We start from the raw sequence: 21853 nt of genomic DNA, 5'->3' as shown, positions 1-21853 counted from the left end.
AACCATCTCAACACGCCTGATGCGGAAAAGTTCCCGCGCCAGGCACAGCAGTCGGGCTGGGGGGTTCGGCATAATGGACGGGTTGCCGCAAGGCCAAGGAAATCAAAGGGATCGCATGATCATCAAATCGATACTTGGCTTTGCTGCCGCGCTGACGCTTGGTGCAACGCCGGCTTTCGCAAATGACGCGCTGGTCCCCGCTTCCGCCAGCATTTCCGCCGCCATCGAAGCCGCCGATACCGGCATTTCCGCCAGCCCCGATCAGGAATTTGGCGATCTGTTCGCCAGCTGGGGCGAACTTGCCAATGGCGGGCAGGTCACCACCAGCGGCACGATCGTAGCCGCTCCGCGACTCGGCGTGTCGATCCCCTCGCGCGCGCCGCTCGACAATATGACGCTCACCAGCTCTTACGGTATGCGCACGCATCCGGTGCTGGGCGGTCGTCGCCAACACAACGGCATCGATCTGGCGGCACCCACCGGCACGCCGGTTTACGCCACCGCCGATGGCCGGGTGAGCATGGCGCAGTGGTACAGCTCCTACGGGAATTATGTGCAGATCGAGCATGGCGGCTCGCTGCAGACGCGTTACGCCCATCTGTCGGCCTACACCGTTCGTGATGGCGACATGGTGCGCAAGGGCGATCTGATCGGCTATGTCGGGTCGACCGGCCGTTCCACCGGCCCGCATCTGCATTACGAAGTCCGCGTGGACAATGTGGCGGTTGATCCCACCCCCTACATGATGCCGCAATACGCCGAACTGCGCCGCGGCGAAGGCGGGCGCGGCGGCGACTAGGCCCCGCGCGGCATTACCGGTGAACAGCAAAGTGGCGGCAGATCATCTGCCGCCATTTGTGTTTCTATGCTCTGCAATACCGCATCAGGCCTTGAGCAGCCGTTCGGCAATGCGCCGCACCTCGGCGCCCATATCCTCGCGTTCGAGTGCCAGCGCCAGCGTGGCTTCGACAAAGCCTGTCTTGCTGCCGCAATCGAACCGTCGCCCGGCAAAGGTGACCGCGTGGAACGGCTGGTGCCCGATCATCCGCGCCATCGCATCGGTCAGCTGGATTTCCCCACCGGCGCCCTTGCCCTGGCTTTCCAGCGTGCGCATCACTTCGGGCTGGAGGATGTAGCGCCCCGATATGATCTTGTTTGACGGCGCACGCTCGCGCGGCGGCTTCTCGACCAACCCCTTCACTTGCGTCAGCGCACCCATGCTTTCGCCCGGATCGATAACCCCATAACTGGACACTTCGTCCCATGGCACTTCCAGCACCGAGATGAGGTTGCCGCCCACTTCGTTATAGGCCTCCACCATCTGCGCCATGCAGCCCGGCTGGCCCACCATCAGTTCGTCGGGCAGCAGGATGGCAAAGGGTTCATCGCCCACGATCGCGCGTGCGCACCATATCGCATGACCCAGCCCCAGCGGCACCTGCTGGCGCACGGTGATGATATCGCCGGGCGTGGCGCGCGTGGGTTCGAGCACGGCGAGCGACTTGCCGCGCTCGATCATGGTATTTTCCAATTCGTAGGCAATGTCGAAATGTTCGACGATCGCGGTCTTGCCGCGCCCGGTGACGAAGATGATCTGCTCGATCCCCGCCTCGCGCGCTTCGTCCACCGCATACTGGATCAGCGGGCGGTCAACGATGGGAAGCAATTCCTTGGGGATCGCCTTGGTCGCAGGCAGGAAACGCGTGCCCAGCCCGGCAACGGGGAACACCGCTTTGCGGATCGGCTTCTTCTCGGTCATCCAAAATCCTGTTCAAAAGGCCAAAGGTGAGCTGACGGCTTGTCTGCGCCCGGCCGGGGCAACCCTGCGCTGTCCTGATCCCCGCTGGCGGAACCCCTTGCCCATCTTGTGGGTTGTACAGGCAGAAAGGACAAGGTGTTCCATGACTTTGATCAAGACAGCCCTTTTGGGGGCAGCAGGCTATGTCGCCTACAAATATTACCTCGCAACTAAGGAGCAGGCCGAAACCGCCGGCGCGACGGTGCGCGATGCCGGCCCGGATGCGATGACCAATCCCCCGCAGCAGGGCTGGTCGAAGGTGGACCAGCGGATTGACGAGAGTTTCCCCGCCAGCGATCCGCCGTCGACCTATTGATCGGCGCCATATTGGCCATCGTTTGCCAGCCAGCGCGCCGCCAGCCACAGGCGGATTGCGCTGGCCAGGCCCGGCGGTTTGGGTGAGGCAATGCGCTGCGCATCGATTTGTGCGACAAGGGCATTGATGGGAAGGCCTTCGCTTTGGGCCGCCTGGCGCAGCGCGTCCCAGAACAGCGGCTCTAGGCTGACCGATGTCTTGTGCCCGGCAATCTCCACTGATCGCTTGACCGGTGGGTGATAGGGCGTGGGCGCTGACATCACCCGGATTTGCCCGCGGCTTCGCGCAGCGCCCGCACCTCGTCCGCCAAGGCGCGCAATTCGCGCAGGATTTGTTCGCGCTCGCTATGCGCTTCCTCGCCTGCCGCCTCGGACATGGCGTTGACGATCACACCGATAAACAGATTGAGCACGATGAAGCTTGTGATCAGGATGAAGGGCACGAAGAATGTCCACGCCAGCGGGTGCTCCTCCATTACCGGGCGCACTATCCCCATCGACCAGCTTTCCAGCGTCATGATCTGAAACAGCGAATAGAGCGAGGCACCAAAGCTGCCGAACCATTCGGGAAAGGTCGGGCCGAACAGTTTGGTGGCCATCACCGCGCTGATGTAAAACAGCAGCCCCAGCATCACGATCACCGTGCCGATGCTGGGGATGGCGCTGAACAGGCCGACAATGACCTTACGCATCGATGGCACCACCGAAATCAGCCGCAGCGCGCGCAGGATGCGCAGGGCGCGCAGCACCCCGAATTGCTGCGAGGCCGGGATCAGCGCCACGCCGACGATGACGAAATCGAAGATGTTCCAGCCATTGCGGAAGAATGCCAGCCGGTAGACAAACAGCTTGATCGCCAGTTCGGCCACGAAAATGGCAATCGCAATCCGATCCACCGCCAGGATCGCGCCGCCAAAGCGCGCCATCATCGTGGGCGATGTTTCCAGCCCCAGCGCGATGGCGTTGACCACGATCACTGCGGTGATCGTATGTTCGAAACGCCGGGTTTCGAGCAGTTCGCGCAGGCGCTGGCGAAGTGTGATCTGGGTGGGAAGGCTGTTCATTGTGCCGGGCATACAGCCCTTTGCAGCCACGAAACAGGGGGAACGCCGCCCCTCAATACATATGCTGCCCGCCATTGATCGACAGGGTGGAACCGGTGATGAAGCCGCCATCTTCCGAGGCAAGGAAGGAAACGCCCCGGGCGATTTCGTCGGCATGGCCCAGACGGCCCACCGGAATGCGGGCGACGATCTTTTCCAGCACGTTTTCCGGAACGGCGGCCACCATATCGGTGTCGATGTAGCCCGGCGCAATCGCGTTGACCGTCACGCCAAACCGCGCGCCTTCCTGCGCCAGCGCCTTGGTGAAGCCGTGGATCCCGCTCTTGGCGGCGGCATAGTTCACCTGGCCATATTGCCCGGCCTGCCCGTTGATCGACCCGATATTGATGATGCGGCCCCATTTCTGGTCGCGCATATGCGGGAAGCAGGCCTTGGCCATGTTGAAGCAGCCGCCCAGATTGATCTTGAGCACATCGGTCCAGTCGTCATAACTCATCTTGAGCAGCGTGCCGTCGCGGGTGATGCCGGCATTGTTCACCAGCACATCGACCGGCCCCACTTCCGCAGCAACCTTGGCGCATCCGGCCAGCGTCGCTTCATGATCGCCCACGTCCCATTGATAGGCCGGGATGCCCGTTTCCTCGGTGAAGGCGCGCGCCTTTTCCGCATTGCCCGCGTAATTGGCCACTACGGTCATCCCATCGGCCTTCAGCGCTTCGCAAATTGCGCGGCCGATGCCCCTTGTTCCGCCGGTGACGATTGCGACACGTGCCATGTGGTTTTGCCCTTTCGAATCAGATGCGGCCCTTGCCTTGCCATATTGCTAGGGCCGCGCGCGAATCGGGCAAGAAAAAACCCCGCCGGGGCGGGGTTCCTTCGCTGGCGATGCGCGGGCGCGCGGGATCAGAAGCGGAAGCGCGTGCCCACGTAAACCGCCTGGCTGTCCTGTTGGTCCACATTGGGCACGGGCGCGATGCGGTTGCGATCCTGTTCGTAGCGCACGCCGGCGCGCACATCCAGATTGCGCGTGAGGCGGTAGCTGCCCGCCACATCGATCCGCTGATCCGCAAGCGATTCAAGCGTTTGCGGAGCAACGGGCGCGGCGCGGCGCTCTTCCTCGATCGCAACGCGCGCTGCAAACCGGCTCGGCTCCTCGCTGCGGGCAGCGGGGGCATAGGTGGACAGATCGGGGATCGAGGCTTCCGAAAGCGGCTGCGACAAAGCGGGGGCCTGGGCAAAGCTGCGGTAGCCGCGGGCAAGACCCAGATTATAGCGGGTGGGCGTGATCGCGCTTTCGGCTTCGGCCAGCGTTTCGGCACGTACGGCGCCGATGGCATTGCGCACCGAAATGGCGCGTGCCGCCTCGCCATCCACGCGGACCACAACGGTCACGGTGCGGTCCGCCGGGGCGTTGATGGCGCCCGCAGGGGTGAAACGCATCATGCGTGCGCCGCTCACACTGCGCGATTCGATCATGCGGGCAAGGGCAGGGTCGGCATCCGCGGGGGTAAAGGAAGCTATCGTTCCCGGCGTTGCCACGCCAGACGCACCGCCATTCAGCAAGCCAACGGCCATCACCGCGCTGGGAAGTGCGCCCACCAAGGCGCATATTGCCGCAGCGGCAATCAATCGGCCCTTACGGCTGGTGGTGGCGGTCTTGTTCACAACGTGGTGCCTGCTCGTCCCTCTTGCCGGTTCATCTGCATGAGCTTGCCTGAACGCAGGCTGAGCCATGCCGAATCGAATCCGGCTATTCCTCCGACTATTTGCCTAGGCCCGCTGCCCGACAAAGGCCAGAGGGCAATGACCGGCTCAGCGCGCTTTTTGCCGGGTGTTGCATCCTGTCAACAAAGTGCGGGTTGCGCGGTTCCTGCATTGCGCGCGGCATCGGCCAGTTCAGCGCGGGTTCACGGCCGGACGGCAGATTCCCACCGCTGCGCGCACTGCGCCTTGCCGCGCGGCGCTGGAGGGCTATAGAGGCGCTCTGGGTGCTTTTGCGCGCCGCTTTGGACAATTACGGGATTACGCATGGCCATTTCCAGCAAACATTTGGGTGTGAACGGCAATTTTTCTGCGCAGGGCGCCTTGCGCGCGGCCGTGCTGGGCGCAGCCGTGCTGGGCCTTGCCGCCTGCGGTGGCGGCGATCGCCGCCCGGTGGCAGATATGGCTGCGGCGCAGGTGACCAATATCGGGGTCAATTCCTATCTGTGGCGCGCCAGCCTCGAAACACTGGCCTTCATGCCGCTGACCCAGGCCGACAGCGCGGGCGGCGTGATCGTGACGGACTGGTATGCCAATCCGGCCAGCCCGAACGAACGGGTCAAGGTGTCGGTCTCTATCCTTGATGCCGAACTGCGTGCCGATGCGGTGCGGGTCGGCGCCAGCCGCCAGGTCTTGCAGAATGGCGTCTGGGTGGATGCGCCGGTGCAGGCCGCCACGGTGCAGCGGCTGGAAGACATCATCCTGACGAAGGCGCGCGATCTGCGTCGTTCGGCCATCGGCTGATTCTTTAGCCTGCAGGTATTGCCATGACCGATCCGCGTTTTGATGTCCGGTTTGATGCCGGGCAGGCCGATGCCCGTTGGCAAGCCGCCTGGGACGAGGCCCGCTGTTTCGAGGCCGATTCCGCCAGCGCAAAGCCCAAAAGCTATGTGCTGGAGATGTTCCCCTATCCATCCGGGCGCATCCATATCGGCCATGTGCGCAATTACACGATGGGCGATGTGCTGGCGCGCTACAAGAAGCTGAACGGCTTTGAAGTGCTGCACCCGATGGGCTGGGATGCCTTCGGTATGCCCGCCGAAAACGCGGCGATGGAAAAGGGCGTCCACCCCGCCGGCTGGACCTATGACAACATCGCCACGATGAAACGGCAGCTCAAGCAGCTGGGCTTCGCGCTCGACTGGAGTCGCGAAATCGCCACCTGCGATGCCAGCTATTACGGGCACGAACAGGCACTGTTCCTTGATCTGTATGCCGCAGGCCTCGTCTACCGCCGCGAAAGCGCGGTGAACTGGGACCCGGTCGATCAGACGGTGCTTGCCAACGAACAGGTGGTGGACGGGCGCGGCTGGCGTTCGGGCGCGCTGGTGGAAAAGCGCAAGCTGAACCAGTGGTTCCTCAAGATCACCCATTTTGCGCAGGATCTGCTGGACGGGTTGTCCACCCTGGAAGGCTGGCCCGAAAAGGTCCGCGTGATGCAGGAAAACTGGATCGGCAAGAGCACCGGTCTGGAGTTTTCCTTCGACCTGTCCAATGGCGAGCGCCTGCCGGTCTACACCACGCGGCCCGACACGATCTTTGGCGCCAGTTTCGTGGCGGTGGCAGCGGATCATCCGCTGGCGCAGGGCGTTGCGGCGGTGAATTGCGACGCGGCAAAGTTCATCGAGCAGTGCAAGAAGGGCGGCACCACTGCGGCGGAGCTGGAAACGGCGGAAAAGCTGGGCTTCGATACCGGCATCGGCGCCAGGCATCCCTTCACCGGCGAATACCTGCCTGTCTACATCGCCAATTTCGTGCTGATGGAATACGGCACGGGCGCAGTGATGGCGGTGCCGGGGCATGACCAGCGCGATTTCGAATTCGCCAGCAAATACGGCCTGCCGATCACCCGCGTGATCGCTGCCAGCCCCGATCTGGCCGATGCGCCTTTGGCCGAGGCCGAGACGGGCGATGGCATCTGCGTCAATTCCGATTTTCTCAACGGACTGAGCGTGGCTGCGGCCAAGGCCGAAGTGATCCGCCGGATGGAGGCCGAGGGGCGGGGCACGGGCAAGACCGTGTGGCGCCTGCGCGATTGGGGCGTGTCGCGCCAGCGTTACTGGGGCACACCCATCCCCTTCATCCATTGCGAGGCGTGCGGCGTGGTGCCCGTGCCCAAGGATCAGTTGCCGGTTAAACTGCCCGAAGATGTGGACTTTTCGGTGCCGGGCAACCCGCTCGACCGGCATCCCACCTGGAAGCACGTCGATTGCCCGCAATGCGGCAAGCCGGCGCGGCGCGAGACCGATACGCTCGACACGTTCGTCAATTCCAGCTGGTATTTCCTGCGCTTTGCCAGCCAGCCGGCCGACAAGCCGTTCGATGCGGCCGAAGTGGCGCAATGGCTGCCGGTGGAGCAATATATCGGCGGGATCGAACACGCGATCCTGCACCTGCTCTACGCCCGTTTCTGGACGCGCGCCTTGGCGCATATCGGCGCGGTGGAGGTGAAGGAGCCGTTCGCCTCGCTCTTCACGCAAGGCATGGTCACGCATGAGACCTACAGCCGCAAGGACGGAGTGCGCGAGGTCTATTTCAGCCCCGCCGAAGTCGAACGCAGCAGCGAGGGCGCAGTACTGAAGGCCGATGGCCAGAAGGTCGATATCGGCAAGGTCATCAAGATGTCCAAGTCGAAGAAGAACGTCGTCGACCCTGAAGACATCATTGCCGATTACGGCGCGGATGCGGTGCGCTGGTTCATGCTGTCCGACAGTCCGCCCGAACGCGATCTGCCCTGGTCCGAAGCCGGGATCGAAGGCTGTGCGCGCTTCGTGCAGCGGCTGTGGCGGCTGTTCGGGCAATATGACGCCGCCGCCAGCGGCGAAGACATGGCCCTGCGCCGCAAGCTGCACCAGAGCGTGGCGGCGGTGGCCGCCGATATCGAGGCGCTGAGCTTCAACAAGGCCGTGGCGCGCATCTACGAACTTGCCTCGGCCATTGAAAAGGCCGCCCCTTCGGCTGACCGCAACGAGGCGATTCGGGGCATCTTGCTGCTTGTCTCGCCCATGATGCCGCATCTGGCGGAGGAGGCGTGGGCCGCCCTGAATGAAAAGGGGCTCGGCAGTGAAGGACTTATCGCCAATGCCGCGTGGCCCGCGGTCGATCCCGCCCTGCTGGTGGATGACGAGGTGACGGTGGCGGTGCAGCACATGGGCAAGCTGCGCGATGCGATCACCGTCGCCAAGGGCCTGCCCAAGGATCAGCTGGAGACGCTTGCGCTCGCCAGCGAGAAGGTGCAGCGTTCCATCAATGGCGCGGCCGTGAAGAAGGTGATCGTGGTGCCCGACCGGCTGGTGAATATCGTTACATGAGGCGCAGCACGGCCCTTTGCGCAGCGCTCATCATGCTGGCGGCGCTTTCGGGTTGCGGCCTCCGGCCTGTCTATGCCGGCGGGGCCGGCGGCGCGCTGGCGCAGGGGCTGAACGCCATCGAAGTCGCCCCTATTCAGGGGCGCGAGGGCTTTCTGGTGCGCAGCGCGCTGAACGACCGGTTGGGCCATGGCGGGGCTGCGGTGAGCAATCCGCAATACCGGCTGGATGTGCTGCTTGACGACCAGCTCGAAGGGCTGGGCCTGCTCACCGACGACACGATCGGGCGCGAGCGGCGCACCTTGCGCGCGCGCTACCAGCTGGTGGATCTGGCCAGCGGGGAAATCCTGCTCGATGCCACGGCGGGATCGGATGCGGGGATCGATGTGGTGAGTTCCGAATTCGCCACCATCGCGGCGGAGCAGACTGCGCTCGAAAATCTGGCGCAACAGGTGGCTGACCGCATCGTCTCGCGCCTGACGCTCACCCTCACGCAAAGATGAAGGCGACACAGGCCAATTTTGCCTCGGTCGCGCGCCGCTCTGCCGGTGACATAGCGCTCTGGTTTTTCTGCGGGCCGGATGAAGGCGGCGCGGCCACCGCGCTTGCCAGCGCCATCAGCCTGCTGCCCGATGCCGGCGAGCGGGTGGAGCTTTCGGGCGCCGAGCTGAAGGCCGACCCTGCGCGGCTGCTTGACGAGGCGCGATCCACATCCCTGTTCGGCGGCGCGCGGCACATCGTGGCGCGCGTGGCCGGAGAGGAGGCGGCCAAGGCTGTCGAAACCTTTGTCGAAATGGCCGATCTGGGAGAGGCAAAGGGCGCGTGCCCGGTTTTCGTCATCGCCACATCCGCCACCGATAAATCGCGCACCGCCAAGCTGCTGATCGACCGGCGCGATGCGCTGGTGGCAATGTTCTATCCGCCCAATCCGGAGGATGTGCACAACGCGGTGGCGAGCATGGCGGGCGCGGCGGGCTTGCGCTGCGGATCGCAGATCGCGGAACGGATCGCGCGCGCCGCCGACATGGATCTGCGCCTGGCGCAGAGCGAGATCGACAAGCTGGCGCTCTATCTCGATGCTTCGCCCCTGGCGGTGCGGCAGGTGGAGGATGCCGATCTCGACGCCATTCTGGCGGTGCGCGAGGATGCCGATTTCGATCCGCTGGTGGACGCCGTCCTCAGCGGCAATCTCGCCCGCGTGCCGGCCGAAATCGGCCGGATGCGCGAGGTGGGCATCAATCCGCTGGGCGTGGTGCTGGCGCTGGAAAGGCGCGCGGCCCAAATGGCGGGTCTGGTCGCGCGGCGCCAGCCGGGAATGGATCTGGCAACACTGATGAATCAGCAAAGGGTGTTCGGCAATCGCAAGGCGCTGGAGGCGATGCTGCCGCGCTGGCCTGCGCCAAAGCTGGACCGGTTGGTGGCGCGGCTGGCCGATCTGCACCGCGCGCTTCTGGCGAACAGCCAGGCAGCCGAAACGATCCTCGCGCAGTCGCTTGCCGGAATCGCACGGTTCGCGGTGCAGAAGAAGGGCTGAGGGGCAGCCGTCCGCCAGCCAGACCGAGTCGCAAACCGGTCACAACTGCGTGGCAGCAGGGCTGTCGAGGCGCGACGATCAAGGCGAACCGTGCAGAAAATGCGCCCCCTGTCGGGACGGCGCTTTCGCACTTGCAATATCGGCTGGTTGCCAAATAGTAAAATCGCTATACGGAGAAACACATAGATCAGGTGACTTGGGGGTTTCGTCACGCCAATGGAATTGACTGCCGTACCTTTACGAAAAGTCGATTCAGCACAGACAAGCCTTGCGCTTGCCGATCCGGATATTCCTGCGCCCCGTTATCCTCGCGCGCCTTCGCAGGGCCTTGCACTGTCGCTCGAACGGCGGCGGCTCCAGCTCTACATGATGCTGCTGCTGGCGGATGTGGTGGTGCTGCTGGGCAGTTTCGCGCTGGTCATCGGCTTGTATTCTCCCGTCCAGTTCAGGAACGAGGAGATGCTTCCGGCCTATCTGATCCTGCCGCTGTTCCAGACCATTGCCTTTTATAACGCTACCTATTCGCTCGACGGGTTGACCAACTGGCGGATGGCGGCGGGCCGTGCGCTGGCGGCGCTGGCGATTTCGGCGCTGATGTTCAATTTCTTCGCCTTCTTTGCCAAGGCGAATGCCGAATTTTCCCGCGTGGTGGTGATTGCCGGTCTTGGCATCACGGCGGTTGGCATTGTTCTTCTGCGTTATGCCGTGGCGCGCTATGTGACTTCGCAATGGGGGCCCAGCGCGACCAACCGCCTCTTCATCGACGCCGGCGGCCCGGCCGTGACCATTCCCGATCTCTACCGCGTCAACGCTGCCGAGCATGGGCTGCGACCCGATCTCGACGATCCGCTCGCGCTCGACCGGCTCTCCAAATATCTGCGCAATATGGACATGGTTATTGTCAGCTGCGCCGAGGAAGATCGGCTTGCCTGGTCGGAAGTGCTGCGCGGTTCGGGCCTGCATGGCGAAGTCATCAGCGAGTTCGCGCACCAGATCGGTGCGCTGGCGATTGCGCGTCACCCTGGCGCCGATGTGACCGCGCTGGTCGTGTCGCGCGGGCATCTCAGCCTGCGCTCGCGCGTGGTAAAGCGGCTGTTCGATCTGGCGGTTGCCCTGGCCGCGCTCGCCGTCCTGTCGCCCGTGCTGGCGCTGTGCGCCCTGGCAATCAAACTCGACGATCAGGGCCCGGTCTTCTTCCGCCAGCGGCGCATGGGGCGCGGCAACCGGTTTTTCGACATCTACAAGTTCCGCAGTATGCGCGTGGAAAAGGCGGACGCGGCAGGCCGCCGTTCCGCATCAAAGGATGATGACCGCATCACCCGTGTGGGCCGTTTCCTGCGCAAGACCAGCCTTGATGAATTGCCACAGCTTTTCAACGTGATCGCAGGCGAGATGAGCATTGTCGGCCCGCGCCCGCACGCGCTGGGGTCGCAGGCGGGCGAGAAGATGTTCTGGCAGGTGGATCGCAAATACTGGCAGCGCCATTGCCTGCGCCCCGGCATTACCGGCCTTGCGCAGGTGCGCGGTTTTCGCGGCGCCACCGATACCGAGCGTGATCTGACCGACCGGCTCAATGCCGATATGGAATATCTTAACACCTGGAGCCTGTGGGGCGATATCAAGATCATCTTCGCCACGGTGAAGGTGCTGGTGCACGACCGGGCATTCTGAGCCGCGGGCGCCGCGCCGGCCAGCGTCTCGGTGAGCCGATTCTAGTTGAGCGTGGCCAGATAGGCGCGGTAGGCATCGGCAATGCCATCCTGCAATGCGATGCGCGGGCGCCAGCCCATGGCGGCGATCATTTCGCCGCTCATCAATTTGCGTGGGGTGCCGTCGGGCTTGCTCTCGTCCCTGGTGATGGCGCCGGTAAAGCCGACCACTTCGCAGACCAACTGCGCCAGCTCGATAATCGGCAGATCGGTGCCCGAGCCAAGATTGACATGGCTTTCGCCCGAATAGTTTTGCAGCAGGAAGATGCAGCCATCTGCCAGATCGTCCACGTGTAGGAATTCGCGGCGCGGCGTGCCGGTGCCCCAGATCTCGATTGAAGGCGCGCCGGCCAGCTTTGCCTCGTGCGCCTTGCGGATCAGGGCAGGGAGGACGTGGCTGGAATTCAGGTCGAAATTGTCGCCGGGGCCATACAGATTGGTCGGCATGGCGCTGATATAGTCGCAGCCATATTGCCGGCGATAGGCCTGACACAGTTTGATCCCGGCGATCTTGGCGATCGCATACCATTCGTTGGTGGGTTCCAGCGGCCCGGTCAGCAGCGCGTCTTCGGGGATCGGTTGCGGGGCCAGCTTGGGGTAGATGCAGGAGGAGCCGAGAAAGAGCAGCTTCTCCACCGCGGATTGCCGCGCCGCCTCGATCACATTCGCCTCGATCATGAGGTTGTCATACAGGAAATCGGCCGGGTAGGTGTCATTCGCCAGAATGCCGCCCACCTTGGCAGCGGCCACAATCACCGCATCGGGCCGGTTTGCCGCAAACCATTCGCGCACCAGCGCCTGTTCGCGCAGGTCCACGCTGCGGTCGGAGGTGAGCACCTCGCAACCCTCGCCCGCCAGCCTGCGGACAATGGCCGATCCGACCATGCCCTTGTGGCCGCAGACATAGATGCGCTTGGCCGTAAGGTCGTAACCCATCAGTCGAACCCGGCAATCGGCTCGTTACGCATGACTTCGAGGTCAGCCAGCACCATTTCGCGTGCGAGTTCACGCACGGGCGTCTCGTGCCGCCAGCCCAGTTTCTGGTGCGCCTTGGAGGGATCGCCGATCAGCAGATCGACTTCGGTCGGGCGGAAATAGCGCGGGTCGACTTCCACCAGCACCCGCCCGTCGGACAGGGCATAGCCCTTCTCGTCCACGCCTTCGCCGCGGAACTCGATCGGGATGCCCGCATCCTCGAACGCCCAGCGCACGAAATCGCGCACATAGGTGGTTTCGCCGGTAGCCAGCACGTAATCGTCCGGCTCGTCCTGCTGCATCATCAGCCACATACCGCGCACATACTCCTCGGCATGGCCCCAGTCGCGCTGGGCATCCAGATTGCCGAGATAGAGCCGGTCCTGCCGGCCCAGCGAAATGGCGGCGGCGGCGCGGGTGATCTTGCGGGTGACGAAGGTTTCCCCGCGCAGCGGGCTTTCGTGGTTGAACAGGATGCCATTGCTGGCGTGCATCCCGTAAGCCTCGCGATAATTCACCGTGATCCAGTAGCCATACAGCTTGGCCGCGGCATAGGGCGAACGCGGATAGAAGGGCGTCGTTTCGCGCTGCGGCACTTCCTGCACGAGGCCGTAAAGTTCCGAGGTCGAAGCCTGGTAGAAGCGGCAGGTCTTTTCCAGCCCCAGAATACGGATCGCCTCCAGCAGGCGCAGCGTGCCGATGGCATCGGCATTGGCAGTGTATTCGGGCGTTTCGAAACTTACCGCGACATGGCTTTGGGCCGCCAGATTGTAGATTTCGGTCGGCTGCACTTCCTGCACGATGCGGATGAGATTGGTGGAATCGGTCAGATCGCCATAGTGCAGGTGAAACCGGCGGTTATCGACGTGCGGATCCTGGTAGATATCCTCGATTCGGCCAGTATTGAAGCTGGACGAACGCCGCTTCACGCCGTGCACCTCATATCCCTTTTCCAGCAGCAGTTTGGATAGATAGGCGCCGTCCTGCCCGGTGACGCCAGTAATGATTGCTCTCTTCGAAGGGGAAGGCATGAGGTCGTCCTGAACCTTTCTGGTCTTTCGGGCCGGCGTCTTTCCGGCGGCCAATCAGTAGCTTTGCCTAGATAGGCTGGCAATTCGAATCGGGCCGATTTTTGTGCGCTGCGGCAAAAATTGCCCCGACTTTCCCAGTGTGTCGACCAAAGGCGCGAAATACGGTGCGAATTTTATGCTGCAAAGCCGTTGCTCAGACTAGGTAATTGCCCCTATGACTCGGCGCGAATGAGCAAAAGGCGCCAAAATCCCGATCCAGCCGCGCCAATGGCAGCAGGTGCAGCATGAACGCCGCTGACCCCGCATTGCAGCAGGCATGGCACCCTGCGCCGTCCGGTGCCTTGCCGCGCGCGCTCGTCATCAAGGCCAAGGGCGGGCTGGGCAACCGGATGCTCTCGGGCGTCACCGGCTGCGTCTATGCCGACCTGCATGGCCGGGTCCCCTGTATCGACTGGCGCGATGGTATGTATGTCCCGCAGGGCGAGAACCTCTATCCCCTGCTGTTCGAGGGCGGCGCAAGCGGCGATCCCTCGCTCTTCGACAGCGCCGATGTGGCGGCTCCCGCCATCTGGTCGGGGCAAATGGATCGCCAGCCGGTGGATCTGATCCGCGCGCATTTTCCCAAGGCGCACCGCAGCCCGTTTGTTTACCGCAAGCTGTGTGTCGATCTGTCCGCGCCCGATCCGGCGGCGGATGTGGCCGTGTTCTGGTCCTACCTGCCCAAAATGCCGCGGCTCGCTGCGCGGCTGGCGCGCGATCGGCGCTTTGCAGGCCAGAGCGAGGACGCGATTGCCGCCCGCTATCTCGACCGGTTCTTTACTCCTGTGGCGGCGGTGCGCGACAGCGTCGATGCGCTGTTCGCCGCCATCGGCAAGCCGGTGATCGGGGTGCATATCCGCTTCACCGACCGCAAGGCCCCGCTGCCTGCAATCCTTGCAGCTATCGACGAATACCGCCGCGCCAATCCCGATGCCGCGCTGTTTCTGGCGACCGACAGCCAGGAGGCGCAGGACGCGGTGCTCGCCCGCCACGCCGACACGTTCTCGCTGCCCAAGACATTGGCGAGCGATGGCGCAGCGCTGCATTTCTCGAGCAGCAGTTTTGCCGATCCGGTAGCAGAGGCGCGCGCCGCGCTTGCGGATATGTGGGCGCTCGCGCGCTGCCAATGGCTGGTGCACAGCCGCCATTCGACCTTCTCGGTCTGCGCTGCGCTGATGGGACGCATTCCGGAAGATCGGCAACACGATGTCGATCGGTTCAACATCAAGGTTGTCACCAAACGCTGGTTCCAGGCCCGTGCCTGAAATCATGGGTAGGCGGCGCTGTCGGCAACGGGGAAAGCAATGCTCGTAAAACTGGGGCAGGCATGGCGCAGGGCGAATCGCCTGATTTCACGCCGCTGGCTCGAAACGCAGATCCGGCCCACGAAACGCGCCTTGCAGATGTATGGGCAGGGGCACGCCGCCTGGTGGGTGCCCGCCGATATTGCACCTGGCTCCATCGCCTATTGCGGCGGCGTGGGGCTGGATGCGACGTTCGATTTCGCGCTGGCGGAGGAGAAGCGGCTGGAAGTGCACAGCTTTGACCCGACGCCGCGCGCCATTGCCTATATCGAGCAGGAAAACCATGGCCGGGTGCATTTCCATCCCTGGGGCCTGCTCGACCGGAACGAGGTGATGCGTTTCCACGCGCCCGCCGATCCGCGCCACGTCAATTTCTTTATCGAGAACCTGCACAACACATCCGACTATTTCGAGGCCGAATGCCTGACGATTGGCACGATCATGCAGCGGCTGGGGCATGACCGGATCGACCTGCTCAAGATCGACATCGAGGGGAGCTGGCTGCCGGTTCTCAGCCGGATGCTTGATGACAGGATCTATCCCGCCACGCTGTGCGTCGAATTCGATTCACCCGCGCCGCTTTCCCGCGTGCGGCCCATCGTGAAGCGGTTGCAGCAGGCTGGATATATGCTGGTGCGGCGGGACAAGGAAAACTGCGTCTTCCTGCATGACGCAGCAAAGGGACACAGCGCATGAAAGTTGCGATTTTCGGGCTGGGCTATGTCGGATGCACGGCGGCGGGCTGCATAACCGCGCAAGGGCATACGGTGGTGGGCGTCGATGTGTCGGAAGGCAAGGTCGCCGCGATCAATGACGGCCGTTCCCCCGTGCACGAGCCGGGGCTGGCCGATCTGATTGCCAAGGCCCGCGCCGAAGGCCGATTGTCGGCGGTGCGCGAGATCGGCGCCGAACTGGACGATTGCGATATCGCCATTGTCTGCGTGGGCACGCCCAGCGGCGTCGATGGCGCGCACAATATGAGCTATATTGCGCAGGTGACACGCGCGATTGCCGGCGCGATCAAACCGGATCGCGCGGCCCCGCTGACGCTCGCCTATCGCTCCACCATGCGCCCCGGCACGACCGAGCAGATCATCCTGCCGATCTTCCGCGCCCGCTTTGGTGACGATACGGCCAAGGTTGTCGAACTGGTCTACAATCCCGAATTCCTGCGCGAGGCGAGCGCGATCAAGGATTATTTCGACCCGCCCAAGATCGTGCTGGGCACGCTGGACGGGACGCCCTCGGCCAATATGGAAAGGTTGCACGAGGGGATTGATGCGCCGGTTTTCCATGTCGGCATCCGCGAGGCGGAAATCACCAAATTCGTCGACAACACCTGGCACGCGGTGAAGGTGGCCTTTGCCAATGAAGTGGGCCGTGTGTGCCAGAATCTGGGCATTTCGGCCGCCCAGGTTCACAAGATCTTCGTGGCGGACACCAAGCTCAACATCTCGCCCTATTACACGCGGCCGGGCGGCGCGTTTGGCGGATCGTGCCTGCCCAAGGATGTGCGCGCCCTGCAGCATATCGCCGCCGATATCGGGGCCAACACGCATCTGGTCGATTCGCTTCTGCGGAGCAACGAGGCGCACAAGCATCACCAGTTCCAGCAGGTCGTGCAAGGGCTGGAGCCGGGTGCGAAGGTGCTGCTGGTGGGCCTTGCCTTCAAGGCGGATACCGACGATCTGCGCGAAAGCCCGGCGGTGGACATGGCGCGCAAGCTGCTCGATGCCGGATACAGGCTGCACGTTTATGATCCGGGGCTGAAGCCGGAAAATCTGGTGGGCGCGAATCTGGGCTATGCCTTTGCCTTCCTCCCGTCGATCGAAAGCCTGCTGGTAGACAAGGCGACCGCCGAAAGCGGCGACTATGCGCTGGCTGTGGCGACCAACCGGCTGGTCGATACGCTCGATCTGGGCGGCGTGCCCGTGATTGATGTGAGCGCCATTGCGTGAGCGACACCGCCGCCGACTTCGCTTTCCCGACCGAAATCGCCGGCCAGCCGCTGGCAGGCAAGAGCGTGCTGATCGTGGTGGAAAACCTGCCGCTGCCTTTCGACCGGCGCGTGTGGCAGGAAGCGCGCACGCTGAAAGCGGCAGGGGCCACGGTCTCGGTCATTTGCCCCAAGGGCAAGGGATTTGAGAAAAGCTACGAGGAGATCGAGGGCGTCCACATCCACCGCCATTCGCTTCCCATCGAGGCGGACGGGGCGCTGGGTTTCCTGCTGGAATATGGCGCGGCGCTGTTCTGGGAAACGGTGCTGGCGTGGAAGATCTACTTCACGCGCGGGATCCACGTGATCCAGGGCTGCAACCCGCCCGACCTGATCTTTCTGGTGGCGCTGCCGTTCAAGCTGCTGGGCGTGAAATACATCTTCGATCACCACGACATCAACCCGGAACTGTACGAGGCCAAGTTCGGCAAGCGCGGCTTCTTCTGGCGGTTGATGGTGCTGTTCGAAAAGCTGACGTTCAAATGCGCCGATGTGTCCATGGCGACAAACCAGTCCTACCGCCAGATTGCCATTGAACGGGGCGGGATGGATCCCGGACGGGTCTTTGTGGTGCGCTCTGGCCCTGATCTGTCGCGCCTCAAACGGGTGGAACCGGTGCCCGCCTGGAAGCGCGGCAAGGATTATCTGGTGGGCTATGTCGGCGTAATGGGCGAACAGGAAGGGATTGACCTGCTGATCGACGCGGCTGCCCATCTGGTGCACGAGAAGGGCCGGCGCGACATCCAGTTCGTGCTGGTCGGTGGCGGGCCAAGCCTGGCAAAACTCAAGGAATTGACGGCGCAAAAGCGGCTGGAAAATTACATCCACTTTACGGGCCGCGCGCCCGATCAGGACCTGTTCGACGTGCTTTCCACCATGGATATCGGCGTCAACCCCGACCGGGTGAACCCGATGAACGACAAGTCCACCATGAACAAGATCATGGAATATATGAGCCTCGAAAAGCCCATAGTGCAATTCGATGTGACCGAGGGGCGCTTCTCCGCGCAGGATGCTTCGCTCTATGCCAGGGCGAACGATCCGGTTGATTTTGCCGACAAGATTGAGGAATTGCTGGCGGATCCCGCCCGCCGCGCGGCGATGGGTGCCTTTGGCCGGAAACGTGTGGAGACAGAACTCAACTGGGGCCACCAGATCGCCCCGCTGCTCAGCGCTTATACCCTCGCTCTCGGCCTTCCTGCGCCTGGCGCCGGCGCGCACCCTGCCGGATGAATACGACATAGGCCAGCGCCGCTCCGCCCGCGAACAAGGACAGCGCCCCGTCCAGCACCCAGTTCAGGCGCACCGGGCCCCGGTACAACAACACATCGACTGCGTGCAGCGAGAGTATCCGCAAGATGTAAAGCGGCACGAAACCCGCCGTGGCCCAGCACGCAATCCATTTGCAGAGCCGCGACCGCGACCGCATTCCCGGCCAACTGCGCAGCGCCAGCCATCCCATGGCGCCGATCACAACGAAGGCGATGGCCGCAAGCGGTCTCTGGATATCGCGCCGTTCGTCGTAAACGCCGCCCGAACGCAGCATTTCACGCAAGTGGTCGCGCAGGATTTCCTCAACTCCTGCAAGTCGCAGAACCACGAATATGCCGAAGGCCGCCGCCACCACCAGCCAGGTCATCCGGTCCGGATTGCCCATTCCCAGCCGTCCGGCATTGTGCGCAGCAAAAAGCGCACAAGCGGCGATCAGGACATAGAGGAAAGCGGCAAATATCGTCACGAAAGAACAGGCTCCGTTGGCACAATTCCAGCCAATATGGTCGCTTGCGAAGTAAAGGGTTGGGCTCAGGGCGGAATTGCCCTAAGTGGGAATGCGTAGCAATACAGAACCGTGCCGGCTTGGGGCAAGGAGGGCCTATTGCATTGCAACATCAAACGTGCTTGGACATCACCAAGCAAAATTGCGTAGGATTGGCCTGGCCGTTGCAAAGGGCACCCTATTCGATGAGCGGCGGCATTCTGTGGTACGAAGGGCGGGTATCGCTTTCCATGTTTGATCGAATGATGAAGGCGGCGATGGTCTGTGTTCTGGCAGCTCTTGCCGCAGCCTGCGCCAGCGGCCCCAAGGCCATGCCTGGAATAGCTGTCACCAGTGCGGACACCGCTGCCAACCAGCAGATTACCTCGACCGATCGTCCCGCCGCCTATGTCCTGCGCGCGAACGACATTATCCGCATGAGCGTGTTTCGCGAGGAAGAGCTCTCGCTCGACAATGCGGTAATCTCGGCCGAGGGTACGGTGTCGTTTCCGCTGATCGGCGAAGTGCGCGCTGCCGGCCTGACGCTGGCGCAACTTGAACAGCAGATCGCGACCGAACTTGGCGCGCGGTATCTGCGCAACCCCAGTGTCACGGTGAATATCGTGTCCTATGCCTCCCATCAGATCACGGTGGAAGGCGCTGTGCAGCGTCCGGGCGTCTACTCCTTCCTGCCTGGAACCCGGCTTTCGGGCGGCATTGCGCTGGGCGGTGGAGCTGATCGTGTCGCCGCGCGGGAAGAAATCGCGGTGTTCCGCGAAACGCCGCAAGGCATGGAAATCGCCAAGTTCAGTTATTCGGCAATCCAGGCCGGCACCATGCTGGACCCCGTCCTGCTGCCGGGTGACCGGATTGTCGTAGGGACCGATGGTCTGGCCCAGTTCTGGCAGGATTTGCTGCGAACCCTTCCCGTCTTCGCCCTGTTCACCCGCTTGTAGGTTGAGGCTCCCCAATGCAGCATAATTCTCCGCAAGGACCGCTTGGCGCTGCGGGCGCAGGCGTTCCGGCCTTTGCCGAACGCTTCATGCCGGGTGCGGATGCGGTCCGTCCGGCAGGCCAACAGGGAACCCTGTTCAACCTGGCGATGATTCGCGCGATGGTCTGGCGCCAGCGCCTCATCCTGATTGGCATCGTGGGCGCGGCCCTGCTGGCCGGTTTTGTCGCCACCCTGCTCGCCACGCCGCTTTATCAGGCGCAGACAAAACTCGCGGTTGAGCCATCGACATCTGTCATCGTGGAGGGTCAGGACCTCGCCACCCCGTATTATTCGGGGAGCTTCTATCTGGAATTCATGCGCACCCTGACCGAGCGGATACAGAGCCGCACCATGGCTCTGCGCGTGGTCGACGAACTGAATTTGCAGGATAATCCGGACATCGTCGGCAATGTGGCGGATGCAACGCCCGAGCGGCGGCGCGAACTGGCGGCGAATTTCCTTCGCGGCGGGGTCGCGGCCGCGATGATCAACAACACCCAGATCATTGAAATCTCCTTCACTTCCACCGACCCGGCCCTGTCGGCGCGCCTTGCCAATGCCTATGCGCAGAAGGTGATGATGGATGATGTAGACCAGTCCATCGAGGCCAATTCCTTTGCCCGGCAATATCTGGAAGAGCAGATCGCCACGGTCCGCCAGCAATTGCAGGATGCCGAAAGCCAGGCGATCGCCTATGCGCGCGGAAACCGCATTATCGGCCAGCCGATTTCCGGTGGAGCGGCCGCCGCGGGCGAGAGCGCAACGGCAACAGCGAGCGGCACCGCGCCCACCCTCGCGGCCGGAAATGTCATCGAAGTCAATCGTCAGCTGACCACCGCACGCGCCGCGCGCATCGCGGCGGAGGAGCGCTGGCGCGCGGTGGCAAATGTGCCGGCGACCGATCTTCCCGAAGTGCAGCAGAACGGTGCGATCCAGACTCTGCGCTCGCAGCTCAATGACCGCAATGCGCGCCTTGCCGAGCTGCGCGAACGGTACCGCGACGACTACCCGCCCGTGCGCGAACTGCTATCCGAAATCCAGACGATCAACCAGTCGATCACGACGCTGAGTGCCGAGATCAAGGCCAGTATCCGCAGCCAATACGAAATTGCGCGGCGGCAGGAAGCCGCGCTCCAGCAGGAGCTTGTGCGCGCATCCGATGCCTCGCTGGAGGAACAGGATCGCCGGGTCGAATTCAACCAGATCGACCGGCAGGTTGCCTCGCTCCAGACTCAGCTTGCCAGCCTGCTTGATCGCTACAACCAGCTTTCTGCCGCAGCCAACCTTCGCAGCTCGCGCTTCAGCCTGCTTGACGAAGCAACCGTTCCGCGTGTCCCTTCGTCGCCCAATCTGACCCGCAACCTGCTGATTGCGCTGGTTCTGGGCCTTGCGCTGGCCGTTGCCCTGGCGGTGCTTCGCGAAACGCTGGATGACCGGCTCCGGTCGGTCGAGGATGTGGAAAACAAGCTCGGTCTGCCTGCGCTGGGCCAGACCCCCTACACGCCGGACGAAACCATCGCCGAGCTGGAAAACCGCTTCAGTCCGATCAGCGAAGCCTATGCATCGATCCGGGCATCGCTGGATTACCGCCTGGGCGTGAACAACAATCTGGTTATCCAGTTCACCAGTACCCAGCCGGGCGAAGGCAAGACAACCTCCTCGGCTGCGATTGCGACGAAATACGCGGCGATTGGCCGCAAGGTGCTGCTTGTCGATATGGATCTGCGGCGCCCCGCTCTGTCCGGAATGTTCGACCGGCCGCGCTCCGATGTGGGCGTGGTGGATGTGCTGCACGGTCGTGTGGCGCTTGAAAACGCGGTATTCCAGCCGGGCGACAGCAATCTCGATGTCTTGCCGGTGGGCGAGATTCCGCCTTTCCCGGTGGAAATACTCTCGTCCGCACTGGTTTACGAATTCCTGCAGAAGGCACGGCAGCGTTACGATGTGATCGTGGTCGACAGTTCGCCCGTGCTGGGTATTGCCGATGCGCCCTTGCTCTCGCGCTTTGTCGATGCCGTGGTCATGGTGATCGAGGCCAATCGCGCCCATGCGCGCGAGACACGCGCTGCGGTGCGCCGCCTGCAGGATGTGAACGCGACCTTCGCCGGCGCCATCCTGACGAAGTTCCGCGCGCTGGAAGCCGGTCAGGCCTATAATTACCAATACCGCTACTACTCGTATAACCGCGAAGATTAAGCGCAGGACGGGTGGCGCGGGGCACGGCCATCAGCATGGACCCGAAGCCCGCCCACCCCGTCTTTTGCATGGG

The 21853-nt window shown here is 63.2% G+C and carries 21 protein-coding genes; 13 read left to right on the top strand and 8 right to left on the bottom strand.

What is annotated here, in order from left to right:
- Window positions 1-115: 115 nt before the first annotated feature.
- Window positions 116-799 carry a M23 family metallopeptidase gene (locus WFP44_RS05780; RefSeq protein WP_336925462.1) on the top strand — a complete coding sequence of 228 codons (684 nt, stop codon included), beginning with the start codon at window positions 116-118 and terminating at the stop codon, window positions 797-799.
- A gap of 84 nt (window positions 800-883) precedes the next feature.
- On the opposite strand, the gene WFP44_RS05775 is transcribed toward WFP44_RS05780, so the two are convergent.
- Window positions 884-1759, bottom strand: a complete 876-nt coding sequence (locus WFP44_RS05775) for a UTP--glucose-1-phosphate uridylyltransferase (protein WP_336925461.1) — start codon at window positions 1757-1759, stop codon at window positions 884-886.
- Window positions 1760-1901: 142 nt separating this feature from the next.
- Between WFP44_RS05775 and WFP44_RS05770 the strand changes: the two genes are divergently transcribed.
- Window positions 1902-2114: a hypothetical protein gene (locus tag WFP44_RS05770; RefSeq protein ID WP_336925460.1), complete on the top strand. Its 213-nt coding sequence runs from the start codon at window positions 1902-1904 to the stop codon at window positions 2112-2114.
- Here the strand turns inward: WFP44_RS05770 and WFP44_RS05765 are convergent.
- From WFP44_RS05765 to WFP44_RS05750, 4 genes are all read right to left on the bottom strand, one after another.
- Complete coding sequence (locus WFP44_RS05765; RefSeq protein WP_336925459.1) at window positions 2108-2374, bottom strand: ribbon-helix-helix domain-containing protein; 267 nt, start codon at window positions 2372-2374, stop codon at window positions 2108-2110. The two genes, WFP44_RS05770 and WFP44_RS05765, sit on opposite strands and share 7 nt — an antisense overlap.
- A complete protein-coding gene (locus WFP44_RS05760) occupies window positions 2374-3177 on the bottom strand; it encodes an ion transporter (protein WP_336925458.1) in 804 nt (267 codons plus the stop codon). The genes WFP44_RS05765 and WFP44_RS05760 overlap by 1 nt, the downstream gene beginning before the upstream one ends.
- A gap of 52 nt (window positions 3178-3229) precedes the next feature.
- Complete coding sequence (gene phbB, locus WFP44_RS05755; protein ID WP_336925457.1) at window positions 3230-3952, bottom strand: acetoacetyl-CoA reductase; 723 nt, start codon at window positions 3950-3952, stop codon at window positions 3230-3232.
- A 128-nt stretch (window positions 3953-4080) separates the two neighbouring features.
- Window positions 4081-4842, bottom strand: a complete 762-nt coding sequence (locus WFP44_RS05750; protein ID WP_336925456.1) for a hypothetical protein — start codon at window positions 4840-4842, stop codon at window positions 4081-4083.
- 363 nt (window positions 4843-5205) lie between these two features.
- Here WFP44_RS05750 and WFP44_RS05745 point away from each other — a divergent pair, with 363 nt between their 5' ends.
- The 5 genes from WFP44_RS05745 to WFP44_RS05725 all read left to right on the top strand — a co-directional run bounded on the left by WFP44_RS05745 (window position 5206) and on the right by WFP44_RS05725 (window position 11451).
- Entirely contained in the window at window positions 5206-5682 is a 477-nt protein-coding gene (locus WFP44_RS05745) for a DUF3576 domain-containing protein (protein ID WP_336925455.1), read from the top strand.
- A gap of 23 nt (window positions 5683-5705) precedes the next feature.
- Window positions 5706-8249: a leucine--tRNA ligase gene (leuS, locus tag WFP44_RS05740; RefSeq protein ID WP_336925454.1), complete on the top strand. Its 2544-nt coding sequence runs from the start codon at window positions 5706-5708 to the stop codon at window positions 8247-8249.
- The gene (gene lptE, locus WFP44_RS05735) at window positions 8246-8749 is read left to right on the top strand and encodes an LPS assembly lipoprotein LptE (RefSeq protein WP_336925453.1); all 504 of its coding nucleotides are present in this window, start codon (window positions 8246-8248) and stop codon (window positions 8747-8749) included. Before leuS ends, lptE begins: the two co-directional genes overlap by 4 nt.
- The gene (gene holA, locus WFP44_RS05730; RefSeq protein ID WP_336925452.1) at window positions 8746-9780 is read left to right on the top strand and encodes a DNA polymerase III subunit delta; all 1035 of its coding nucleotides are present in this window, start codon (window positions 8746-8748) and stop codon (window positions 9778-9780) included. Before lptE ends, holA begins: the two co-directional genes overlap by 4 nt.
- A gap of 216 nt (window positions 9781-9996) precedes the next feature.
- Window positions 9997-11451 carry a sugar transferase gene (locus tag WFP44_RS05725; RefSeq protein WP_336925451.1) on the top strand — a complete coding sequence of 485 codons (1455 nt, stop codon included), beginning with the start codon at window positions 9997-9999 and terminating at the stop codon, window positions 11449-11451.
- A gap of 41 nt (window positions 11452-11492) precedes the next feature.
- On the opposite strand, the gene fcl is transcribed toward WFP44_RS05725, so the two are convergent.
- Both fcl and gmd read right to left on the bottom strand, forming a co-directional pair.
- Window positions 11493-12425 (bottom strand): GDP-L-fucose synthase, encoded by a 933-nt coding sequence (gene fcl / locus WFP44_RS05720; RefSeq protein ID WP_336925450.1) that lies wholly within the window; start codon window positions 12423-12425, stop codon window positions 11493-11495.
- On the bottom strand, window positions 12425-13495 hold the full coding sequence (gene gmd / locus WFP44_RS05715) for a GDP-mannose 4,6-dehydratase (RefSeq protein WP_336925449.1): 1071 nt from the start codon (window positions 13493-13495) through the stop codon (window positions 12425-12427). The genes fcl and gmd overlap by 1 nt, the downstream gene beginning before the upstream one ends.
- Window positions 13496-13779: 284 nt before the next feature.
- Between gmd and WFP44_RS05710 the strand changes: the two genes are divergently transcribed.
- Genes WFP44_RS05710 through WFP44_RS05695 form a run of 4 tightly spaced genes read left to right on the top strand, consistent with a single transcriptional unit; the run spans window position 13780 to window position 18067 of the window.
- Window positions 13780-14799 carry a nodulation protein NodZ gene (locus WFP44_RS05710; RefSeq protein ID WP_336925448.1) on the top strand — a complete coding sequence of 340 codons (1020 nt, stop codon included), beginning with the start codon at window positions 13780-13782 and terminating at the stop codon, window positions 14797-14799.
- A gap of 39 nt (window positions 14800-14838) precedes the next feature.
- A complete protein-coding gene (locus WFP44_RS05705; protein ID WP_336925447.1) occupies window positions 14839-15534 on the top strand; it encodes an FkbM family methyltransferase in 696 nt (231 codons plus the stop codon).
- Window positions 15531-16796, top strand: coding sequence for a nucleotide sugar dehydrogenase (locus WFP44_RS05700; RefSeq protein ID WP_336925445.1), 1266 nt, complete (start codon window positions 15531-15533; stop codon window positions 16794-16796). The genes WFP44_RS05705 and WFP44_RS05700 overlap by 4 nt, the downstream gene beginning before the upstream one ends.
- Window positions 16793-18067, top strand: coding sequence for a glycosyltransferase family 4 protein (locus tag WFP44_RS05695; RefSeq protein ID WP_336925444.1), 1275 nt, complete (start codon window positions 16793-16795; stop codon window positions 18065-18067). The genes WFP44_RS05700 and WFP44_RS05695 overlap by 4 nt, the downstream gene beginning before the upstream one ends.
- On the opposite strand, the gene WFP44_RS05690 is transcribed toward WFP44_RS05695, so the two are convergent.
- Window positions 18003-18572 carry a hypothetical protein gene (locus WFP44_RS05690; RefSeq protein ID WP_336925443.1) on the bottom strand — a complete coding sequence of 190 codons (570 nt, stop codon included), beginning with the start codon at window positions 18570-18572 and terminating at the stop codon, window positions 18003-18005. The two genes, WFP44_RS05695 and WFP44_RS05690, sit on opposite strands and share 65 nt — an antisense overlap.
- A gap of 224 nt (window positions 18573-18796) precedes the next feature.
- On the opposite strand from WFP44_RS05690, the gene WFP44_RS05685 reads away from it, so the two are divergent.
- Window positions 18797-19546 (top strand): polysaccharide biosynthesis/export family protein, encoded by a 750-nt coding sequence (locus tag WFP44_RS05685; protein ID WP_336925442.1) that lies wholly within the window; start codon window positions 18797-18799, stop codon window positions 19544-19546.
- A 14-nt stretch (window positions 19547-19560) separates the two neighbouring features.
- Window positions 19561-21780, top strand: coding sequence for a GumC family protein (locus tag WFP44_RS05680; RefSeq protein WP_336925441.1), 2220 nt, complete (start codon window positions 19561-19563; stop codon window positions 21778-21780).
- The last annotated feature ends 73 nt before the right edge of the window (window positions 21781-21853 follow it).

This window comes from Alteraurantiacibacter palmitatis, assembly GCF_037154115.1.
Classification (GTDB): domain Bacteria; phylum Pseudomonadota; class Alphaproteobacteria; order Sphingomonadales; family Sphingomonadaceae; genus Alteraurantiacibacter; species Alteraurantiacibacter palmitatis.
The sequence above is the reverse complement of the archived record's forward strand: the minus strand, read 5'-3'. Positions and strand labels throughout refer to the sequence as shown.

Coding starts and splice junctions, on each gene's coding strand:
- WFP44_RS05780 (WP_336925462.1), top strand. CDS start 116: ATGATCATCAAATCGATACTTGGCTTTGCTGCCGCGCTGACGCTTGGT.
- WFP44_RS05775 (WP_336925461.1), bottom strand. CDS start 1,759: ATGACCGAGAAGAAGCCGATCCGCAAAGCGGTGTTCCCCGTTGCCGGG.
- WFP44_RS05770 (WP_336925460.1), top strand. CDS start 1,902: ATGACTTTGATCAAGACAGCCCTTTTGGGGGCAGCAGGCTATGTCGCC.
- WFP44_RS05765 (WP_336925459.1), bottom strand. CDS start 2,374: ATGTCAGCGCCCACGCCCTATCACCCACCGGTCAAGCGATCAGTGGAG.
- WFP44_RS05760 (WP_336925458.1), bottom strand. CDS start 3,177: ATGAACAGCCTTCCCACCCAGATCACACTTCGCCAGCGCCTGCGCGAA.
- phbB (WP_336925457.1), bottom strand. CDS start 3,952: ATGGCACGTGTCGCAATCGTCACCGGCGGAACAAGGGGCATCGGCCGC.
- WFP44_RS05745 (WP_336925455.1), top strand. CDS start 5,206: ATGGCCATTTCCAGCAAACATTTGGGTGTGAACGGCAATTTTTCTGCG.
- leuS (WP_336925454.1), top strand. CDS start 5,706: ATGACCGATCCGCGTTTTGATGTCCGGTTTGATGCCGGGCAGGCCGAT.
- lptE (WP_336925453.1), top strand. CDS start 8,246: ATGAGGCGCAGCACGGCCCTTTGCGCAGCGCTCATCATGCTGGCGGCG.
- holA (WP_336925452.1), top strand. CDS start 8,746: ATGAAGGCGACACAGGCCAATTTTGCCTCGGTCGCGCGCCGCTCTGCC.
- WFP44_RS05725 (WP_336925451.1), top strand. CDS start 9,997: ATGGAATTGACTGCCGTACCTTTACGAAAAGTCGATTCAGCACAGACA.
- fcl (WP_336925450.1), bottom strand. CDS start 12,425: ATGGGTTACGACCTTACGGCCAAGCGCATCTATGTCTGCGGCCACAAG.
- gmd (WP_336925449.1), bottom strand. CDS start 13,495: ATGCCTTCCCCTTCGAAGAGAGCAATCATTACTGGCGTCACCGGGCAG.
- WFP44_RS05710 (WP_336925448.1), top strand. CDS start 13,780: ATGAACGCCGCTGACCCCGCATTGCAGCAGGCATGGCACCCTGCGCCG.
- WFP44_RS05705 (WP_336925447.1), top strand. CDS start 14,839: ATGCTCGTAAAACTGGGGCAGGCATGGCGCAGGGCGAATCGCCTGATT.
- WFP44_RS05700 (WP_336925445.1), top strand. CDS start 15,531: ATGAAAGTTGCGATTTTCGGGCTGGGCTATGTCGGATGCACGGCGGCG.
- WFP44_RS05685 (WP_336925442.1), top strand. CDS start 18,797: ATGAGCGGCGGCATTCTGTGGTACGAAGGGCGGGTATCGCTTTCCATG.
- WFP44_RS05680 (WP_336925441.1), top strand. CDS start 19,561: ATGCAGCATAATTCTCCGCAAGGACCGCTTGGCGCTGCGGGCGCAGGC.